This window comes from Pseudonocardia hierapolitana (assembly GCF_007994075.1).
Lineage (GTDB): Bacteria > Actinomycetota > Actinomycetes > Mycobacteriales > Pseudonocardiaceae > Pseudonocardia > Pseudonocardia hierapolitana.
The window spans coordinates 5133819-5152660 of the sequence record NZ_VIWU01000001.1; the positions used below are offsets into that span (position 1 = coordinate 5133819).

The window sequence follows — 18842 nt, forward strand, 5'->3', positions numbered from 1 at the left end:
ACGCCGCGGCTCAGCGTCGGCCGAGTGAGTGGTAGGTGAATCCGGCGCGCCGCATCACATCGGGGTCGAGCAGGTTGCGGGTGTCGATGACGATCGGCCGACGGACGACGGTCGCGAGCTCGGACCAGTCGAGGCTGCGGAACTCCGGCCAGTCGGTGAGTAGGACGAGCGCGTCGGCGTCCTTTGCGCTCGCCGCGGGGTCGTCGACCACGGTGATCGATGCCAACTCGGACGAGCTCGCGGACGCGGGCACAACGGGGTCGTAGCCGAGGAGCTCCGCACCGGCCTGCCGGAGCATAGCCGCCACCGCGAGTGCCGGTGAGTCGCGGAGGTCGTCGGTGCCTGCCTTGAAGGTCAGTCCGAGCACCCCGAGTCGGGTCCGCGACAGCGTTCCGGTGCGGGAGCCCGTCACAGCGAGCCGAACCTTCTCGACCATGCGCTGGCGTTGCCGAGTGTTCGTCTCGATGGCGGCGCGCAGCAGCCGGAACTCGAAGTCGGCGGAGTCGGCGACCTGCAGCATCGCGTGGGTGTCCTTGGGGAGGCAGGATCCGCCCCAGCCGGGTCCCGGGCTGAGGAACGCCTGTCCGATCCGGTGGTCGTAGCCCATTCCCTCGGTTACGTCGACGATGTCGGCGCCGAGTCGCTCACACAACTCCGCCAGCGAGTTGACGTAGGACAGCTTCATGGCGAGGAAGCAGTTGGCCGCGTACTTGACCATCTCCGCGCTCGCGGCGTCAGTGAGCACCGTCGGCCCGCCGAGCCGCGCATAGAGCGCCGCGACCCGTTCGGCGGCGTTCTGTGTGTCGCAACCGACCACGATCCGGTCGGGGTTGAGGAAGTCGCGGACGGCCGACCCCTCGCGCAGGAACTCCGGGTTGCTCACGACGGCGACCTCGTCGCGGTCGAGCAGCTCTACGGTCCTGGTCGCGGTGCCCACCGGGACGGTCGACTTGTTGACAACGACGCAGCCGGGTGGGAGTGCATCGCGGATCTCGTCGATCACGGCCTCGACAGCGGTGAGGTCGGCGATGCCGCCTACCCCCATCGGGGTCGGGACGCAGAGGAAGACGACATCGACGGGCCCGGCCGGTCCGGACATCGCCGCACGCGCGCCGACGACGAAGGAGAGCCGACCTGCTGCAACCCCTTCGGTCACCAGATCCGGCAAGCCGGGCTCCCGGATGTCCACCTGCCCCTGCTGGAGCCGATCCACCTTCGCGGCATCGACATCGGCGCACACGACACTGTGCCCGAGTGAGGCGAGACACGCCCCAGTCGTCAGTCCGACGTAGCCGGCGCCGATGACCGCGATGCGCCTCGCGAACATGCCTCGCTCCTCTCCGTTGTTCAGGCCCTCGTGCAGGTCAGGGGCCTGCCGCCGCACCTGCGCTCAGGCGGATGGCTGAGTGACGTCGATCCGGGGGCGTCGGGCAGGAACCGACCGGTGGTCGCCCGGCGAGATGAAGGCAAGCAGAAGGCGGATCCATCCAGTGGACCGATTTCTTCGGGCTTCGGCCGGCATTCCGCCCGCGGTCCACCGCTCCCCGGCTGTCGCGGGCTTGCGGCGAACGTGGCACCCGGGCGTTCTCGCTGATGACCTCAGCTCCCCCTCAGTCGCCGACCGACATCTGATCACGATCTACCGCTGGAATTCAGAGAGCGGCGACAGTCGCGATCAACTCCTCGTACCAGTGCTTCTCCCGCGCGGTGCGTAGTACCTCGTCATTGTGCCAGAGGATGCCGATGGTGCCGCCGTATCGTCGGCACTGCTGGGCGATGCGCAGCGTCGCGCGGGCGGCGTCGTCCGGGACGAGAGACATATGGCCGAAAAGGGACACGTCCATCACCTGGAACGGCTTCTCGACGAGGTCCAGCGGTGTGCGCGCCAGCAGATCGAATACGGGGAATTCACGACTCGTGCCCGTCCGGAAGCCCACGGCTTCACTGAAGGCGACCGAGCAGTCGTACTTGAGCCCTGCTGCACCCCAGTTCCGCCATGTGTGCGGATTCCTCCACTGCAGGTAGTGCTGCCGGCCGCCCCAGGACTCCTGAGCGATGCCCTGACCCTCGGCCGCGGTGCGCAGGCGGTCGAACTCCTCCGCCGTGGCCGCAGCGTCGCGATACGTGCCGAACCCCGCGTGCAATCCGATCTCGTGACCGCGCCGATGGACGCGTCTCATCAGGTCCTGGACCCAGGGATGATCGAACAACTGGTAGCGCGGAGCTGCCGGATCCGCGTCGCCTCGGGCGAGGAAGTAGAAGGAACTGCGCAAGGAGTGACGCTCGCTGACGTCCATGAGGAACTCGAAAGTGTTGTTCGGGTCGGTGTCGTAGCGCCCGCGGCGTGCGTCGACGACCGCACGCACCCGACGCAGCGCGAGCCCGACGTCTCGGCGCCGGACCAGGTCGCCCGCAAACTGACGGGCCAGCATGCGGGGGCGGCGTCCTACGGTCGACAACGGGTCGTCCACGTCGTGGGTCAACATCACCTGGTATCGGTGGCGCCGGAACTCCATGCGCGGCCACACCCTGCCGAGGGCCGCGGCGAGCAGTGCGACGTACGCGTCGACCACTGGTGACTCCACGAAGCCCTCGGCGAACGCGAGCGTCGATGCCAGGGGGAAGCGGTCGTAGGTGTCGCGCGCAGCAGCCATGACGACTTCCTCGTACCTCGTGAGCATCGCGAATGCGCTGCCGAACACGTCGACGTCGAGGCGCACACCCTGCTCGCACTGCTCGGCGAGGTTGGCCGACGGGGGCGAGGAACCGCCGTAGAGGACGGGCAGTTGCTCCTCGGCATCCAGCACCCCGGCCGCGGCCTGACCCACTCGCCGTCTCGGCAGCGGTCTCGACGGCAGCGCGGAGTCGGTCAACCACTGGTCGGGCGCAGTGCTGAAGAGGGCATCCGGCGTCGTCACGGCTGCACCGTCCGGATCCTCGGCGAGGCCGATCCTGACGTCCGGACGCTCGTGCGTCACGAGGCTCCAGTCGAGCCCCAGCCAGTCGCCGAGAACGACGCCCAGGACGTAGCGGCGCTCCTCCTGGTATCCAGCTGGAGCCGAGACGAGGAGGGTCATCCGCTGCTTACTGTTCGTACGGCCCGACGTCGAACCCCTGAGACTGGGGCCGCGGCGCACGGTCGAATGCGAATCGCAGGGCTACCTCCGGCTCCCCGGTGTCGATGGCCGGGCTGGTCGGCGCGAGCCGGTAGTCGCCCGATCCGTCCGCCGCGAAGTTCACGAACTGCGGGTCCGCGACGATCGTGCCCGCCTCGTCGCCGCCGTTGATCTGGATGGCGTCCCGGTCGTTGCCCCACAGGAGGTTGTTCACGAACCGGTTGCCGTCGCCCGACTCCCCGGTCTCCCGGATACCCTCGCGACCGTTGTCGACCACGATGTTGTTGGCGATCAGGGAGTTGCCGGTCTCGTACTCGTCGTCATCCGCGCCGACGACGATCCCGCCCTCCGGGTTGTTGAACACGAGGTTGTTCACGATCGCGAGACTGTTGCAGGCGTGCCAGCACTGGATGCCGTAACCGGTGTTGCCGTAGGAGATGTTGTTGGCCACCCGGCCACCCCGGTGGGTGACGTAGATGCCGTGGTCGAGCTTGTCCTCCCCACAGTCGAACGTGACGTTGCTGAGCACATCGACGTCGGTGACGCTGTAGTCCTCGTTCTGCACGTAGATGCAGTTGCCGGCGATGCCGTGCACCCGGTTCCTCATCAGCCGCGCCTGCGAACCCTTGTTGTACAGCCCGTCCGCGTTCGGTCCCGTGATGTCGAACCCCACGATGTCGACGTAGGCGCCCTCGTTCTCCCAGGCTCCGTCCGTGCCTCCGACGCCGACGATCCGGGTGTCGGGCGACTCGGCGATGAACGTGATGCGTTGGCTCTCGGTGCCGCTGGCCGCCGTGCGGACGTCGCCCTCGTAGGTGCCGGCCCGGACGAGGATCGTGTCCCCGGGTTGGGCGCGCCCCGCGGCCGCGTCGATCGTGCGCAGCGGCGCGGCGGCCGTGCCCTCCGCGGCGTCGTCACCGTCGAGAGCGACGACGAGCGCGGCGGCGTCGAGGGCTGGTGCCGTCGGCGGCGCCGGGTAGACGCTGTTGGGTGGCCTCTGCGGTGATGGCTCGGGGGATTCCTGGGCGCACGCCGCCAGGGCCGCCACGACCAGTGCCGCGGTGATCGTCCGCCCGTACCTCATCCGGCTCCGTCCCGTCGGGATGGCTACCTGCAGCGCCGGGGAGCCCCAGCGCACGCCCAGTTACCCGACCATGCTATAGACGAACCATCTGATCGTCGTGAGGTCACGAAGACCCCGCGCGGAAGCGCCGGTCGGCGTCGTCCGCGGCTCGGATGCACAACAGGTACAGCAGGACGTAGGACAGAGCGTGCCCGGCCGCCAGTGCCGCGATCGCCGTGGTGACGGGAGCGCCGGCGATCCCGCACACGAGGGGGCCGCCCGCCGTGAGCAGCAACCGGAGCACCACCCAGGCCAGCTCGTGGTGCTGCCGCTCCAGCAGGAAGAGCGTCGAGGAGACCGGGACCACGGCGAGCTGACCCAGGTAGGCGAGCGCCAGCAGGCGGGCGTACTCGCCGGCCTCGGTCCATTCCTGGCCGAACACGACGCCGAACAATGCCGGGCCGGCGGCGAGAAGAACGGCGGCCGGAACTGCTCCCACGAGCAGGAGCCGGCGCACCGACGTCCGAACGATCCGGCCGAGCGTGCCGTTCGGCGTGCGGATCGCCGCGCTGGACTCGCCCGCGAACACCTGGTTGACGGCCTGGCCGATCACGGTGAACGGTCCGGAGATGACCCGGACGGTCAGGCCGAGGAATCCCGCGCGCACGTCGCCGTACAGGGCGGCGACCAGGAGCAGAGGAACCTCGAGCCCCGCGGAGTTGACGAGAGCGGACGGCATGGCGATCAGGGGGAACCGGCGGTAGCGCCGCACGGCGGCCCGGATCGCGGCCACGGTCGGCCGTGGCTGGCGCAGCAGTCCTCTCCGGGAGACCAGGCCCCCGAGCGCGATGACACGGCCGACGCCGAGGCCCATCAGGAGCCCGACGGGCCGCACGCCGGCGAGTCCGAGGCCGAGCTGCGTGCCGACCTGACCGATGCCCTGCAGCAGGTTCCGCCTGCCCAGCGCACCGTAGCTCCGGTCGCGGACCATCCAGTCCGACAGCACGAGGTAGGTCCCGAAGGCGAGCACGGTGAGCACGACCAGCCACCAGTACCCGGCGAGCCGGGGCGCGCCGAGCAACGCGGCCAGCGGCGCCGCCGCCACGGCGCCGACCAGCGCCGTGACCAGGCCCGTTGCCGCCACGAAAGCAAGGGCCGCCCAGGCCACGGCCGCGGCGTCCCGGTCGTCGACCGGCAGCGGGACCGCGGACTCGAGCGAGGCGGTGCTCGCGACGGCGATCATGCTCACCACGGAGGCGAACACGGTGAACAGGCCGAAGTCGCCGGGATCGTAGAGCCTGGTCAGCAGCGGGTAGGTGAGGATCACGACGGCCTGTCCGGCGACGCTGCCGCTGACGATGCTGGCGACCCCACGCAGTGGCCCGCTGAGGCGCAATGCTCCCATCTCCCTCTATGGGTGCGTGATCGATGCCGCAACCGAGGAATCTCTCCGCATCGTGCCACGTGCTCCGGATGGACTTGACCACGGCGGTGTCGATGAGCCGTTCGGCGTGAATCCGCGATGCCCTGTAACGTCTGCACTCGGGGCAACGCGTTAGCGTATGTGGAGCAAGCGAGCTCGGTCCGGAGTGACGCAGGTGGCACAACGTCGGCGGCAGACGAGCTCGTGACCGGAGCCGGCGTCACCGACGAGATCCCGTGGGCGCACACCCCGTTCGAGCAGCGGTGGTGGTTGGAGGCCGTGGCCCCCGGTCAGTGGGGGGAGACGCTCGTCGAGCGGCAGGGGAAGATCGTGGCCAGGCTTCCCTGGGTGCGCCGCCGCAAGCTCGGAGTCACCGTGCTCACGCAGCCGCCGCTGACCCGGTTCGTCGGTCCGTGGATCCAGACCGGGGAGGGCAAGTACGAGACCCGGCTCGTCGCCGAGCACGAACTGATGGCGGAGCTGATCGCGAGGCTGCCGAGGTTCGACTCGTACCGCGCATCCTTGGCCCCGGCGATCACGAACTGGTTGCCGTTCTACTGGGCGGGGTTCGACGCGACGGTGCGCTACACCTACCGCCTCGACGATCTCAGCGATCCCGACCGGGTGTGGAACGGTCTCCGCTCGAACATCCGCAACCACGTCCGTCGCGCGAGCCGGCAGTTGGAGGTGCGCACCGACCTGGGCGTCGACGAGGTCTTGACGATCAACCGGAAGGTCTTCGCCCGGCAGGGGCTGCCGGTGTCCTTCAGCGACGCGCTGGCACACCGGCTCGACCACGCATGCCGGGCGCGGAGGGCGCGGAGCGTCCTGGCCGCGGTCGACGCCGACGGCCGGGTCCACGCCGCCTGGTTCTTCGTGCATGATGCGACGACGACCTATCTGCTGTTCGGTGGCGGCGATCCGGAGTTGCGCTCGAGTGGCGCGAACAGCCTCGTCGTCTGGGAGGCGATCCGCAGGGCCTGTGAGACGTCGCAGAGTTTCGACTTCCTCGGCTCGATGATCGAGCCCATCGAGCGGTTCAACCGCGCCTTCGGCGCCCGTCAGGTGCCGTACTTCTTCGTTTCGCGTACTCGGCCGCACGCGCGGCTGCTGTTCGGGGCCCGCGACGCCGCACGCCTCGCGCGCGCACTGACCGACGCCCGTCGCCGTGGAGGCGAGGAGTCGACCCCGACGGGGGAAGGCACGTCTGGCTGAGCGCACTTCGCAGGTGAGCTCGCGTGGCGGTTGTGTCTGCGCTGCGTCCGATGACACCATGCCCGTTTGCCGATGAGCTACCGAGCGAAGCTGGCGTGATCGACGAGATCCCCTGGGCGCACACCCCGTTCGAGCAGCGGTGGTGGTTGGAGGCCGTGGCCCCCGGCCAGTGGGGGGAGACGCTCGTCGAGCGCCAGGGGAAGATCGTGGCCAGGCTTCCCTGGGTGCGCCGCGGTCGGCTGGGTGTCACCGTGCTCAGCCAGCCGCCGCTGACCCGCTTCTTCGGTCCGTGGCTTCATGCCTCGGCAAGCAGGTACGAGGCTCGGCTCAGGAACGAGCGCGATCTGATGACCGAGCTGATCGCGAAGCTGCCGAGGTTCGATGCGTACCGCGCGAGCTTCGCCCCGACTGTCACGAACTGGTTGCCGTTCTACTGGGCCGGCTTCGACGCCACGGTGCGGTACACCTACCGGCTCGACGATCTCAGCGATCCCGACCGCCTGTGGGACGGCGTCGGCAAGAACGTCCGCAACCACGTCCGCCGCGCGAGCCGGCTGCTGGAGGTGCGTACCGACCTGGGCGTCGACGACGTCCTTCGGATCAACCGGAAGGTCTTCGCCCGGCAGGGACTGCCGGTGTCCTTCAGCGACGCGCTGGCACACCGGCTCGACCGCGCTTGCCAGGCGCGGGGGGTGCGGAGCGTTCTGGCCGCGGTCGACGCTCGCGAGCGGGTCCACGCCGCCCAGTTCTTCGTGCGGGACGCGACGACGACCTACTCGCTCTTCGGCGGCGCCGATCCGGAGTTGCGCTCCAGCGGTGCGCACAGCCTCGTCGTCTGGGAGGCGATCCGCAGGGCCTGTGAGACGTCGCAGAGTTTCGACTTCCTCGGCTCGATGATCGAGTCCGTCGAGCGGTTCAACCGTGCCTTCGGAGCGCGCCAGGTGCCGTACTTCTTCGTTTCACGTACTCGGCCGCACGTGCGGCCGATGCTCGCCGCCCGCAGTGCTGCGACACGCCTCGCGCGCGCAGCGGCCGACGCTCGTCGGGCCAGGGGTGGGGAATCAGGCCCGACCGGGGAAGACGGGCCTGGTTAGCCGTTCGCGCACCGACACGAAGCCCTCGGCGAGCATGTACCCGGAGTGTCCACCGCGGACTCTCGCCAGGGCCTCGATGTACTCGAAGCTGCGCGGGTGCCGCCCTCCGATCATCTCGGTGGGATAGCACTCCAGCGCCTTGACCTTGCGGTCCCACACGGACTCGACATCGATGTACGTGGTGGGGTTGAAGACGTAGTCTCCGACCTGTGGCGCCTGGTCGGTGGACGACGGTGTCTCGAACGTCAGGAAGCGGCTGACGGTCGATCCCAGCGGGGTCATCGGCCTGCTGGCCGCGTAGACCGCCTTGAAGACCACCTGGTGGTCCGTGTTCGCGTCGCCGCCGTGGTGGGTGTAGATGACGGTCGGACGGTGCGTCCCGATTGCCGCCTCGACCGTCTTGATCAGCTCGATGAAGGGGACCGAGTCCAACCGTTGGTCGGGGAAGTCGTGGAACTCCACCGTCGCGATGCCCAGTTCCTCGGCCGCGGCGAGGGCACATTCACGGCGTGTCTCGCACCGGGGGGTGTGCGCGAGCTTCTCCTCCTCGCCCTCCGACATGATCACGACCGTGACCTCGCTGCCGGCCTCGGCGTGCAGCGCGAGCGTGCCGCCGACCCCGAGCGTCTCGTCGTCGGGATGGGCCACGACGCAGAGCACCTGTTGGTACATCGGGTCGTGCTGGAGCCGCCGCGGCGGCGGGAGCTGCAGCTCGGGGGCTGCGCGCGCCTTCTCGATCAGCACCGGTACGCCGTCGCCGGCGTAGGTGTGGGCCACCGGGTACGGCGGCGCGAGTGCCCGGATCAGGTTGACGACCTCGTGGGCAGGCCTGGTCCAGTCGATCTCGCCGTCGGCGGGCGTGCGCCTGCGGGTGTACGTGCCAGCGCCCTCCGGCTGCGGGGTGCGTGGTGCCGTGCCGTCGAGGACGGCGTCGAGATGCCTCTCGAGCAGGCGGACAGTGGCGTCGTCGGCCTTGCGCAGCACGTCCGCGGCGTCGTCGTCCTCCTCGATGGCGAACCGCTCGACCGCGATGACGTCGCCGGTGTCGATCCCCTCGTCCATGTAGAACATCGAGATGCCGGTCTCGGTCAGCCCGTCGACCATGGCCCAGATGAGCGGCGAGCAGCCGCGGCGGCCCGGCAGCACGGCCGAATGGAAGCCGATGACCCCGCCGGGCGGGACGTCGAGGATCGCCGGCGGGATGACCTGGGAGAAGCCGACGACGATGATCACATCCGGGGCGAGCTCCCGGATCTCGTCGACGTGGTGCTTGATGCGCCTGATCTTGCGCAGCCGACCGGGCTCGACCAGGTCGTCGAATGCGCGGAAGCCCGAGACCCGCGACGCCTCGGAATCGTCGAGGACGAAGGCGGCGACCAGGTCGGCCCGCGGGTGCCGGAGGAGGACCTCGACGGCGCGGCGACCGTCGTCGAGCCCTCCGATGAACACCACCCGCGGTGCCGGTCCGGCGGTCGTCTCTGCGGACATCTGCCCCCTCATCCCCCTTCAGGCCGTGGACGCGGTCGCGGCGACGGGCGCTGCGCGGTGGCGGCGAGCACCGCCTCGGATGGCGGATGTGCCACCGGTGCCGGTGCCTGCGGCGGCGGGGGCGGACCGTCGCGCCCTCCCGGCACCGGCGATGAGGAGCCGGGCGACACAGACCACGGCCCGACGGCGTACTGGGTGCCGACGCTGCTGGCGAGGTACGCGTCGTCCCCGCCGTCGTTCTTGCCCTGAACCATCGTCAGCACCGAGCCGAGCAGCCGTGCGGACACCGTGCGGAGGGCAAGCGTCGCTTCCTCGGCCGCCGACGTCGTCGTCTTCCCCCAGCGCACCACCAGCACGACACCGTCCACCCGCGGAGCGAGGACGGATGCGTCCGACACGGCGCCCAGAGGTGGCGAATCGATGATCACGACGTCGTACCGGGCGCGCACGTCAGCGAGGAGCCGGTCCATCGTCGGCTGGCTGAGCAGCTCGCTGGGGTTCGGTGGCAGCGGCCCGCTGGGCAGGACGTCGACGGCGTCGTGCCACCGGTGCACGGCCGGCATCCAGTTCACGCGGCTGGCGAGGACATTGGTCAACCCGACGGTGCGGTCGATCCCGAACAGGTCCGCGGCGCGGGGGTGGCGGAAGTCGGCCTCGATCACCAGCACGCGTTTGCCCGCGTCGGCCATCGCCAGGGCGAGGTTGCACACCGTCGTCGTCGTGCCCTCGTCCGGGCCGGCGCTCGTGAGCAGGATCGTCCGGTGGGCGTCGTGCACGTTGATGGACTGCAGGTTGGCGCGCAGCTGCCGGAACGCCTCGGCCACCCGGCCCCTGGGGCGCTCGCGGAAGGCGAGGCGGTGCGCCCGGACGTCGTTGTCGTCGGCGATCACCCCCAGCACCGGGGCGTCGACGGCGCGGCGCAGCTGATCGCGGGACTTGACGGACCGGTCGAGGGCGTTGCGCAACAGCGCGTAGCCGATTCCGGCGAGGAGCCCGAGAACGAGACCGAGCGCGATGTTCAGCAGCGGCCGCGGCTGTGTCGGCGATGTCGGTGGGACGGCCGACTCGAACGTCCGGGCGGTGACCACCGGTGGGGTCTGCGGGTCCGGCTGCTCCAGCTCTGCGACGTTGGCGTTGAACCTCTCGGCCAGGGTGTTCGCGATGTCCGCGGCCCGCTGCGGCGACTCGTCCTCGACGGTCGCGGTGAGCAACAGGGTGTCCGGTGTGGTGCTCGCGCTGATCTTGTCCAGCACCTCGTCGGCGGTGATCCCGCCCCCCATCCGCTCCGCCACCTGCGAGGCGACCCGTTGGCTGCGCAGCACCTCGAGGTAGGTGGCCATCCGCTGAGCGGACAGGTCACCGCCCTCAACGGCCGCGGCCACGTCACCACCGGGAGATCGCGCGGAGACGAAGATGGTGACCGAAGCCGCGTACGTCGGCGGCACGAGCACGGTGACACCAACGGCGACGAGCAGGCCCAGCAGAAGCCCGGCTATGACGGACCGCCATCGAGCGCCGAGTACGTCCAGACACTCCCGCGGTGTCACACGCAACCCCCGTCTCCCGGGCGCCAGCGCCCAGGATCTGTTGGCAATCTCACAACTCCCCATACAGGTCGTCGCGCTCGAGGCCCAACCGTTACTCGCTCGGGGAAGCACTTTCCACCTCAGTTCGTCCCGGTTCTCAGCGGGTTTTCAGGTTCCGGCGGGTCCTGCGCGCTGATCGGTAGCGTGGACGAGGTGGTGGGTGATCGCGTCGAGCCGCCCCTTCTCCCGACGGCCCTGCGGCGCCGGACCACCGTGGTCGTGGTGGTCGCCGTCGTCGTCTTCGCCCTGCTGGCCGCGCGGTACGCGGGCGGGTCGAGTGCCCGCTGGCTCGACCACCGCACCGAGAAACTGGTCGACGAGCTCACGCCGCGCAGCCGCTGGATCGTCCTGCTGATCGAGGTCGGCAGCCCGCTGGTCGTCGTCGTCACCGCCTTCCTGACCGCGCTCGTGTGCCTGCTGCTCCGGCGTCGCCGGCTGGCGCTGCTCGCGGTCCTCGGGCCCGGCGCGGCCGGCGCGTGCGCGATGCTGTTCCAACCGCTGGTCGGCCGCACCATCGAGGGCGACTGGGCCTACCCCAGCGGTCACACCGCCGGGGCGACGTCACTCGCCCTCCTCGCGGCGTTCGTGCTGGCCGCGTTGCTGCGGCCCGACCCGCCGCGGGCGGCCGCGCTCATCGCCGGGATCGGCGCGCTGGCCGGCACCTCGATGACCGTGCTGCTCGTCGCCGCCGGCTGGCACTACGCGACCGACGCCGTCGGCGGTTTCCTCGTCGCGGTCGCCGCCGTGCTCGGCGTCGCCCTGCTGATCGACGCACTGGCCGACCGCCGCCGCGAGCCGGACACCGTCTACACGAGACGCGGGTAGAGCGCGTCGAGCTTCGCGAACTCGGTCTCCCAGTTGTAGCGCTCGAGGATCGCGCGGCGGCCGTTGGCGCCCAGCCTGCGTGCCTCGTCCGGATCCGTGAGCAGCTTCTCGATCGCCGCGGCGGCCGCGCGCGGATCCATCGGGTCGACCGTGATCCCGCAGTCGGCGTCGCCGACGAGCCGGACCCACAGCGGGAAGTCCGAGCACACCACCGGCACGGCGCAAGCCATGTACTCGAACATCTTGGTCGAGTAGGAGTCGAGGTAGTTGCTGATGGGGTGGTCGACGACGATCCCGCACACCGCGTCGCGGATCGCCTCGATCGCACGCTCGTGGGCGACGCCGCCGAGGTAGTCCACCCGCGGCCAGCCCTCGCTCGACCGCGCGTCGCGCTCCACGGCCTCGTCGTCGAACCAGCCCGCGACGACCGCCCTCGCCCCTTCGGGTAGCGCCGCGGCGACCTCCGGGATCTCCCGAGCGCCCTGGACGGCCTTGAGCCCGCCCACGTATGCGAACGCGTACCGGCGTTCCTCCACGGGCACCGGCTCCGGTCGCTGCGCGATCTCGGCCTCCGGGAAATTCTGGACCACCACCGTCTTCGCCACCGGGAACTTCTCGGCGATCGTCGGCGTGGCGGCGACGATCGCGTCGAAGGCCCTGCCACCGATCCACTCGGCCACGGCGGCACCCCAGGCCAGGAACCGCCGCGCGTACCACGGGATCCACCACTTGTTCATGATCTGCAGCGGGACGTCCTCGTGAACGTCGTAGACCACGCGGCAGCCGAGGAGCTTGAGCAGCAGACCGACCCAGATCAGCTCGGGGTCGTGGAAATGGCAGATGTCGGCGCGCTCGCGCCGCGCGGCCCGGAACACCCGCCACGACAGGCGGAACGCCCGGTCGATGCGGTTGCGCGGCAGCCCTACCCCGACGACCCGCACCCCGGCCAGGGGTTCGCGGGCCGGCCGGCCGGCGATCAGCGCGACGTCGTGGCCCGCCCGCACCAGGCTCGCGCATTCCCGGTGCAGGATCCGCGTGTCCTCCACGCGGTGCACCGAGGTCAGGTGCCGGATCCTCGGACGGACATGTGCGATGTCGTTCACGTGCGGTTGCTCCCCACGACCGGGCGCCCCCGGTGCCTCCGCGATGTGACTTCGGTCGACGAGCCCACGTGGACGGGATCGCCCGGGACGCCCTCCACGTTAGCCGCCGGTCACAGGCTCGAATTGCTACTGTCCGAGGCGTGCCGCCGACGGCCGTAGCTCCGGCCCGGCGACCGGTGCTCGGGCGCGCACCGGTCGCCGTGCTCGTCGTTCTCGGCTACGTCGCGATCCTGCACTACGCCTACGCCAACCACATCGCGCCGATCTTCACGTACCTGCAGTTCGGCTACCGCAGTCCGGATCCGTTCGGTTACGCCGTGGCGATCGCCCTCGTCGTCGCCATCGCACTGGTGCTCCCGCGGCAGATCGCGCGGCCCTCGCACCTGATCGCATGGGTGCTGTTCCTCATCGCGGTGCTGCCGAGCCTCGTCGTGCCGCAGTACGCGCCCGCCCTGAGCAGGCCGGCGGCGTTGGAGCTTGCGCTGTGGGGCGGCGGGTGCTTCCTGCTGGTCGCGGTCATCGGAACCCGCCAGCCGCTGCGCGGCTTCGTCCCGCTCATGCCGCTGCGGCCGCGGACGTGGTGGGCGCTCATCGCGCTGCTGTTCGTGGTTCTGAACTGCTACGTCCTGCTCGCCATCGGGGTGAACTGGACGCTGCCGTCGTTCAACGACGTCTACGGCGTGCGCGGCGAGTTCCGGATCGAAGAGGCGGAGTTCCCCGCCTTGGGCTACGTCGTGCCGATGCTCGACAAGATCGTCAACCCGCTCATGATCGTGCGTGGCCTGTTCACCCGGCGCTGGGGCTGGGCCTTGGCCGGGACGGTCGGAGAGCTGTACCTGTACGCCGAGCAGGGCAACAAGACTGCGTCCCTCGCCCCGATCGCCCTGGTCGCGGCCTTCCTGTTCCTGCGCATGCGCCGGCCGACCGGCAGCACGGTGCTGGTGGCCGCCTCGATCGGGTCGGTCGTCGTGATGACGGTGGACTGGCTGCTCGCGTCCAACGACCTGACGTCGCTGTTCATCCGGCGGACGCTGGTGCTGCCCGGCCTGACGACGGCCGGTTACGTCCAGGTCTTCGACGACGCCCCGAAGGCTCAGCTCGGCCACTCGGTCCTGTCGTCGTACGTCCACTACCCGTACGACAAGGAGCCGCCGGACCTCGTCGGTGCGGGATTCTTCGGCAACCCGGACACGCACGCCAACGGGAACTGGCTCGCCGACGGCTACGCGAACTTCGGCTATCTCGGGATGCTCGCCGCCACGATCGTGCTCATCCTGCTCCTGTGGGCGGTCGACGACGCCGCCCGCGGGCTCTCCGCGCCTTTCGCCTGCATGATGTTCGTGGTGCCGGCGATATCGCTCGCGGAGTCGGCCATCCTCACCGCGATCCTGACGCACGGCTTCTTCGCGCTGATCGTCCTGTGCGCCCTCGCTCCCCGCGACTGGCCGCCGACCACCGAGGACGGGCCGGGCGGCAGGGGCGAGGTTGCTACGGCCGCCACCCAGCGGCCCGCCGCCAGCGCCACACGCCCTTGAGGAAGCCGGTGCCGTAGCTCGTGTGCAGCACTGCGAAGGCGACGGCGATGCGTGCGGGGTGGGCCTGCGTCCGCCGGGCCGCCGCGATGCTGGCCGCGCCGTTGGCCACGGCGTACGGCCCGAGCAACGCGAGTGCCCACCGGGGATCGCGCCGGACGACGGCGAGGAGCAGGGACGTCGCGGTCGCCACGACGAAGGTCGCCGGCACGACGTGGCGGACGGAGGCGAACCCGTTGCGCTTCTGCGCGACCATGATCTTGTACTCGCCGTACTGGAAGTACTGGCGCCAGAACCGGCGGAGCGTGGGCGTGGCGAAGTAGTCCGTGCAGATCGCCGGGTCGTACCAGACCGTGCCGCCCGCCTGCCGGATCCGGTGGTTCAGCTCGTCGTCCTGGTTGCGGACGAGCTCGGTGTCGAACTCACCGATGCAGGCGAAGACCTCGCGTGGCCACGCCCCGAACGGCACGGTGTCGACCGGCCCGGCCGTGGCGCGTCCGGTGCGGAACGCGACGCCGCCGACCCCGAACCGCGAGCTCTGGGCGGCGGCGATGGCTCGCCCGACCGCGCCTGATCCGAGCGTCCGGATCGCGCCCCCCACGCACTGGCTCCCCGTCTCCTGCAGCACCTCGACGGAGCGGCGCACGTAGTCGGGTGGGAGCACGGTGTGCCCGTCGGCCCGCACGATCACGTCTCCGGTGGACGCGCCGATCCCGATGTTCATCGCGGTCGGGGCGATGCCCTGCGGGTTGTCCAGGATGCGGGCACTGCCGCAGGCGATCCGGTCGGCGAGCACGGCGGCGGCCAGCTCGCGGGTCCGGTCGCTCGACTTGCCGTCCACCAGGAGGATCTCGACCCGATCCGCCGGGTAGTCCTGCGCGAGCACGGATTCCAGGCAGGCCTCGATGAACCGCTCCTCGTTGCGGACCGGGAAGATGATCGAGACCGTCGGCGTGCCGGCCGGCACCGTGATCGCGCGAACGGTCGAGGTCGCCGACGCCCTCATGCCGACCTCCCTGACAGCACCCCGAGGATCTTGGACCGAACGGCTGGGTATCGCGCGCCCAGCAGCTTCTTGGACAGCGCCAGCGTGTTCCAGCGGGCCTGCTGCTTCAGGCGTGGCGCCACTGCACCCGAGGCGAGTGCGACGGCCCAGCCCGAGCCGTCCACCCCCAGCACGGCGAACCGGCCGATGACGTCCATGGTCGCGTAGGTCCGTCGGCGCCGGGTGGGGGTCGAGGTGTACAGCGTCCGGATCCCGGACTCGTGCGCCGCCGCGAGGACGGCCCGGTTCGTGAACCCGTTGGGGACGGAGGCGCGCTCGACCGGCATGCCGGTGGCATCCTCCAGCACCGCGATGCTCGTCCGCCACTCGGTGCGGATCTCCTCGTCGGACAGCTCCGTCATCACTTCGGGATGCGTGTGCGAGTGGCTGCCGATGACGTGGCCCGCCGCGGCGAGCTCGCCCAGGCCCTTCCGGTCGAGGAACCCAGGCGTGCCGAGCCGCGCCGTCGCGATGAAGAACTCGCCGCGCAGGCCGTGCTCGGCGAGCACCGGCGCCACCACGTCGAGGGCGCTGCGGCCACCGTCGTCGAAGGTGAGGATCGTGCCGGAAGCACGAGCCCGCCCGGCCATCGACTCGAACAGCGACTGCCTGATCTTGTAGCGGTCGGGTCCCGGACCGGTGAAGCCGCTCTCGCCGAGCTGCCGATCGTCGGGAAGCACGTCGTGGAGCATCAGGACCGTCCTACCCCGTCGCGCCATTTCCCCTCCTCGGGCCTGCGCTCACCCCTGCCCGGTAGTAAATCGCACGACCGGCTCTTTCGAACATGCCCCGAACCTGCACCGTGGTGCGAGGCGACGAAGACGTGGGACGGTGTTGGCCAGCGCGCGACAACGACTACCGGGAGGTCGGTGTGGGGGAGCGGGGGAGCATGATCCAAGCAGGACTGCCCGTCATCGAACTCGCTGCTCCGATGCTGGGCGAACCGGAGAAGCAGGCGCTGGCCGAGGTCATCGACGGTCGATGGCTCACGATGGGTGATCGGGTGCGGAGGTTCGAGCAGGCCTTCGCCGGGCTGCACGAGGTCGAGGACGCGGTGGCCGTCAACTCGGGGACCGCGGCACTGCAGTTGAGCCTCGCTGCCTGCGACATCGGTCCGGGCATGGAGGTTCTGGTCCCGTCGATGAGCTTCGTGGCGACCGCCTCCGTCGTCGTCCACGTTGGCGCCACGCCGGTGTTCGTCGACGTCGAGGGCGTCGATCGCCCGCACATGTCGATCGACGACGCCCGCCGGCACATCACAGATCGCACCCGAGCGATCATGATAATGCACTACGGCGGTTACGAGATGGACGTCGCTGCATGGCGTGCGCTCGCCGACGGCCATGATCTGCTGCTCTTCGAAGATGCTGCTCACGTGGCCGGCCTGGTGGGGCCTGGTGCCGTCAGCGATGCGGCGGCCTTCAGCTTCTTCACGAACAAGAACATGACGACCGCCGAAGGCGGGATGGTCGTGATGCGCGATGCCGAGCGGCGGCAGCGAGCTCGGCTGCTCCGCACGCACGGCATGACGGCGAACACCCTGGATCGCACGCGTGGCCGTGCTGTCGGGTACGACGTGGTCGAGTGCGGCCACAACTTCAGGATGGACGAGCTGCGCGGCGCGCTCGGGCTCGTCCAGGTCGAACGGCTCGCCGGCTGGAACAAGGCCCGCCGCGAGCTCGTGGCCCACTACCGCGCGGAGCTGGGCCGAGGGGCGCCGGAGATCGTCGTACCCTTCGATCCCGCGCACCGGACGTCCGGGCACATCATGCCGGTGCTGCTGCCGGAGGGGTGCAACCGGGCGAAGGTGATGGCCGAGATGCGCGCGGAGGGCGTGCAGACCAGCGTGCACTTCCCGGCCATCCACCAGTTCGAGTACTACCGCCGCTCGTGTGGGGAAACCTCCCTCCCGAACACCGAGCGGTTCAGCGACCGCCAGCTGACACTGCCGCTACACCCGGCCTTGGACACTTCTGACGTCGAGAGGGTCGTGGCGGCGCTGTGCCGGGCCGTCGGCGTGGCGGTCTGAGATTTCCCTGAGAGCAAGCCGGCCTTGCTGACCGGATCAGACCAAGCAATTGGTTCTTCTGGGCTACCCCTGAAGTATCCACACGAACGGGCTCAACCCGGGGTAGCACGTTCGTACAGGACGGCAGCAGGGTGAAGCGCGCTCGACTGATCGAGTGGTCGCCTCCGGGCTGCAGCTGGCGTGTGATCCGAGTAACACAGCCTTACGGCTGCGTGTGCCTCATACGGGCCTGCCTTCCACGCTTGGCGGACGCCCGTGATCCGGCCTAGCGAACGGGTGAACGGCCGCGAGGCTCGGAAACGCCGTGCCGGGGACGCGCGATAACGCTTTTATGGTAGTGAGGGGGCTGCCAGCCGGATTGGGGGAACGATGCCTTTGCCCGAGCATGTCCACCGAACTCGTCGACCGGGAGTCGTGGGCCCGCTGAGAGCGGGGTGACTTGCCCACCGGCTCGTGCAGCAGATCCTGCGCGGCCCGAGCAAGCCGTGATCACGCGGTGTCCGTGCGTCTCTGCATGCGTACGGGGCGTTACAAACCACAGATGCACGAGAAAGGCGTACGTGAGGGGGAGATAGACCATGCACGTTGCGATTCTTGCCGGAGGCCGGGGGGTTCGGCTGAGGCCCTACACCACCGCCTTTCCGAAGCCGCTGGTGCCCATCGGCGAGGAGTATGCGGTCCTCGACATAATCCTGCAGCAGTTGAGGGTTCAGGGATTCACCCGAATCACTCTCGCGATCGGCCACCTGGGCTCGCTGATACGCGCATTCGTGGGCGATGGGTCGCGGTGGAACCTCGAGGTCGACTACTCCGAGGAACGGAGACCGCTGTACACGATCGGGCCGGTCCTGAACTTCCTCGATCGACTTCCGGAGCACTTCATCGTGATGAACGGGGACGTCCTCACGGATCTCAACTACGCCGAGCTGCTGCAATGCCACATCGACACCCGTGCGCCGCTGACGGTTGCCACGTACCAGCGCAACGTGAAGATCGATTTCGGCACGTTGGAGACCGACGGTGGCCACATCGTGCGGTTCCAGGAGAAGCCCACACTGAATTATCGCGTGAGCATGGGTGTCTACGCGATGTCCCGCAAAACGCTCGCGCCGTATCCGCGGAACGTGCCGTTCGGCTTCGACGATCTCGTCCTGGACCTCCTGGCCCGCGGTCAGAAGCCGCGTGCGTTCGAGTTCGACGGCTACTGGCTCGACATCGGTCGTCCGGAGGACTACGACGAGGCAAACCGTTCCTTCGAGGAATACCGGTCCATCCTCCTGCCGCCCGTTCGACCCGTTTCGCAGGTTGGTTTCGCCTCGTGAG

The 18842-nt window shown here is 69.7% G+C and carries 15 protein-coding genes; 6 read left to right on the forward strand and 9 right to left on the reverse strand.

All coding sequences use genetic code 11. The features are described 5' to 3' along the window. Nucleotides 1–10 precede the first annotated feature (10 nt). The 4 genes from FHX44_RS24455 to FHX44_RS24470 form a co-directional block, all read right to left on the reverse strand. Nucleotides 11–1327: a UDP-glucose dehydrogenase family protein gene (locus tag FHX44_RS24455; protein WP_147257926.1), complete on the reverse strand. Its 1317-nt coding sequence runs from the start codon at nucleotides 1325–1327 to the stop codon at nucleotides 11–13. A gap of 325 nt (nucleotides 1328–1652) precedes the next feature. Further along, nucleotides 1653–3077, reverse strand: a complete 1425-nt coding sequence (locus FHX44_RS24460) for a polysaccharide deacetylase family protein (RefSeq protein ID WP_147257927.1) — start codon at nucleotides 3075–3077, stop codon at nucleotides 1653–1655. 7 nt (nucleotides 3078–3084) lie between these two features. Beyond that, the gene (locus FHX44_RS24465) at nucleotides 3085–4200 is read right to left on the reverse strand and encodes a right-handed parallel beta-helix repeat-containing protein (RefSeq protein WP_147257928.1); all 1116 of its coding nucleotides are present in this window, start codon (nucleotides 4198–4200) and stop codon (nucleotides 3085–3087) included. 103 nt (nucleotides 4201–4303) lie between these two features. Beyond that, complete coding sequence (locus FHX44_RS24470) at nucleotides 4304–5584, reverse strand: lipopolysaccharide biosynthesis protein (RefSeq protein WP_147257929.1); 1281 nt, start codon at nucleotides 5582–5584, stop codon at nucleotides 4304–4306. Between the two features lie 222 nt (nucleotides 5585–5806). On the opposite strand from FHX44_RS24470, the gene FHX44_RS24475 reads away from it, so the two are divergent. Together FHX44_RS24475 and FHX44_RS24480 are read left to right on the forward strand one after the other, a co-directional pair. After that, the gene (locus tag FHX44_RS24475) at nucleotides 5807–6817 is read left to right on the forward strand and encodes a GNAT family N-acetyltransferase (protein WP_170309025.1); all 1011 of its coding nucleotides are present in this window, start codon (nucleotides 5807–5809) and stop codon (nucleotides 6815–6817) included. Between the two features lie 95 nt (nucleotides 6818–6912). Beyond that, entirely contained in the window at nucleotides 6913–7911 is a 999-nt protein-coding gene (locus FHX44_RS24480; protein ID WP_170309026.1) for a GNAT family N-acetyltransferase, read from the forward strand. Here the strand turns inward: FHX44_RS24480 and FHX44_RS24485 are convergent. Beyond that, nucleotides 7879–9399, reverse strand: a complete 1521-nt coding sequence (locus FHX44_RS24485; RefSeq protein ID WP_170309027.1) for a PIG-L family deacetylase — start codon at nucleotides 9397–9399, stop codon at nucleotides 7879–7881. The two genes, FHX44_RS24480 and FHX44_RS24485, sit on opposite strands and share 33 nt — an antisense overlap. A gap of 8 nt (nucleotides 9400–9407) precedes the next feature. Further along, nucleotides 9408–11009 (reverse strand): tyrosine-protein kinase domain-containing protein, encoded by a 1602-nt coding sequence (locus tag FHX44_RS24490; protein ID WP_246170999.1) that lies wholly within the window; start codon nucleotides 11007–11009, stop codon nucleotides 9408–9410. A gap of 129 nt (nucleotides 11010–11138) precedes the next feature. On the opposite strand from FHX44_RS24490, the gene FHX44_RS24495 reads away from it, so the two are divergent. Continuing rightward, entirely contained in the window at nucleotides 11139–11810 is a 672-nt protein-coding gene (locus FHX44_RS24495) for a phosphatase PAP2 family protein (protein WP_147257934.1), read from the forward strand. Here FHX44_RS24495 and FHX44_RS24500 read toward each other — a convergent pair. Further along, the gene (locus FHX44_RS24500) at nucleotides 11792–12913 is read right to left on the reverse strand and encodes a glycosyltransferase family 4 protein (protein ID WP_147257935.1); all 1122 of its coding nucleotides are present in this window, start codon (nucleotides 12911–12913) and stop codon (nucleotides 11792–11794) included. The two genes, FHX44_RS24495 and FHX44_RS24500, sit on opposite strands and share 19 nt — an antisense overlap. 140 nt (nucleotides 12914–13053) lie before the next feature. Between FHX44_RS24500 and FHX44_RS24505 the strand changes: the two genes are divergently transcribed. Beyond that, nucleotides 13054–14448 (forward strand): hypothetical protein, encoded by a 1395-nt coding sequence (locus tag FHX44_RS24505; protein ID WP_147257936.1) that lies wholly within the window; start codon nucleotides 13054–13056, stop codon nucleotides 14446–14448. Here FHX44_RS24505 and FHX44_RS24510 read toward each other — a convergent pair. Beyond that, on the reverse strand, nucleotides 14402–15451 hold the full coding sequence (locus tag FHX44_RS24510; RefSeq protein ID WP_147257937.1) for a glycosyltransferase family 2 protein: 1050 nt from the start codon (nucleotides 15449–15451) through the stop codon (nucleotides 14402–14404). The genes FHX44_RS24505 and FHX44_RS24510 overlap by 47 nt on opposite strands. Next, nucleotides 15448–16182, reverse strand: a complete 735-nt coding sequence (locus FHX44_RS24515) for a polysaccharide deacetylase family protein (protein WP_170309029.1) — start codon at nucleotides 16180–16182, stop codon at nucleotides 15448–15450. The genes FHX44_RS24510 and FHX44_RS24515 overlap by 4 nt, the downstream gene beginning before the upstream one ends. Before the next feature lie 197 nt (nucleotides 16183–16379). Here FHX44_RS24515 and FHX44_RS24520 point away from each other — a divergent pair, with 197 nt between their 5' ends. Both FHX44_RS24520 and FHX44_RS24525 read left to right on the forward strand, forming a co-directional pair. Continuing rightward, nucleotides 16380–17519, forward strand: coding sequence for a DegT/DnrJ/EryC1/StrS family aminotransferase (locus tag FHX44_RS24520; protein WP_147257939.1), 1140 nt, complete (start codon nucleotides 16380–16382; stop codon nucleotides 17517–17519). Nucleotides 17520–18097: 578 nt separating this feature from the next. Further along, nucleotides 18098–18841 carry a nucleotidyltransferase family protein gene (locus FHX44_RS24525; RefSeq protein ID WP_147257940.1) on the forward strand — a complete coding sequence of 248 codons (744 nt, stop codon included), beginning with the start codon at nucleotides 18098–18100 and terminating at the stop codon, nucleotides 18839–18841. Nucleotide 18842: the final 1 nt, after the last annotated feature.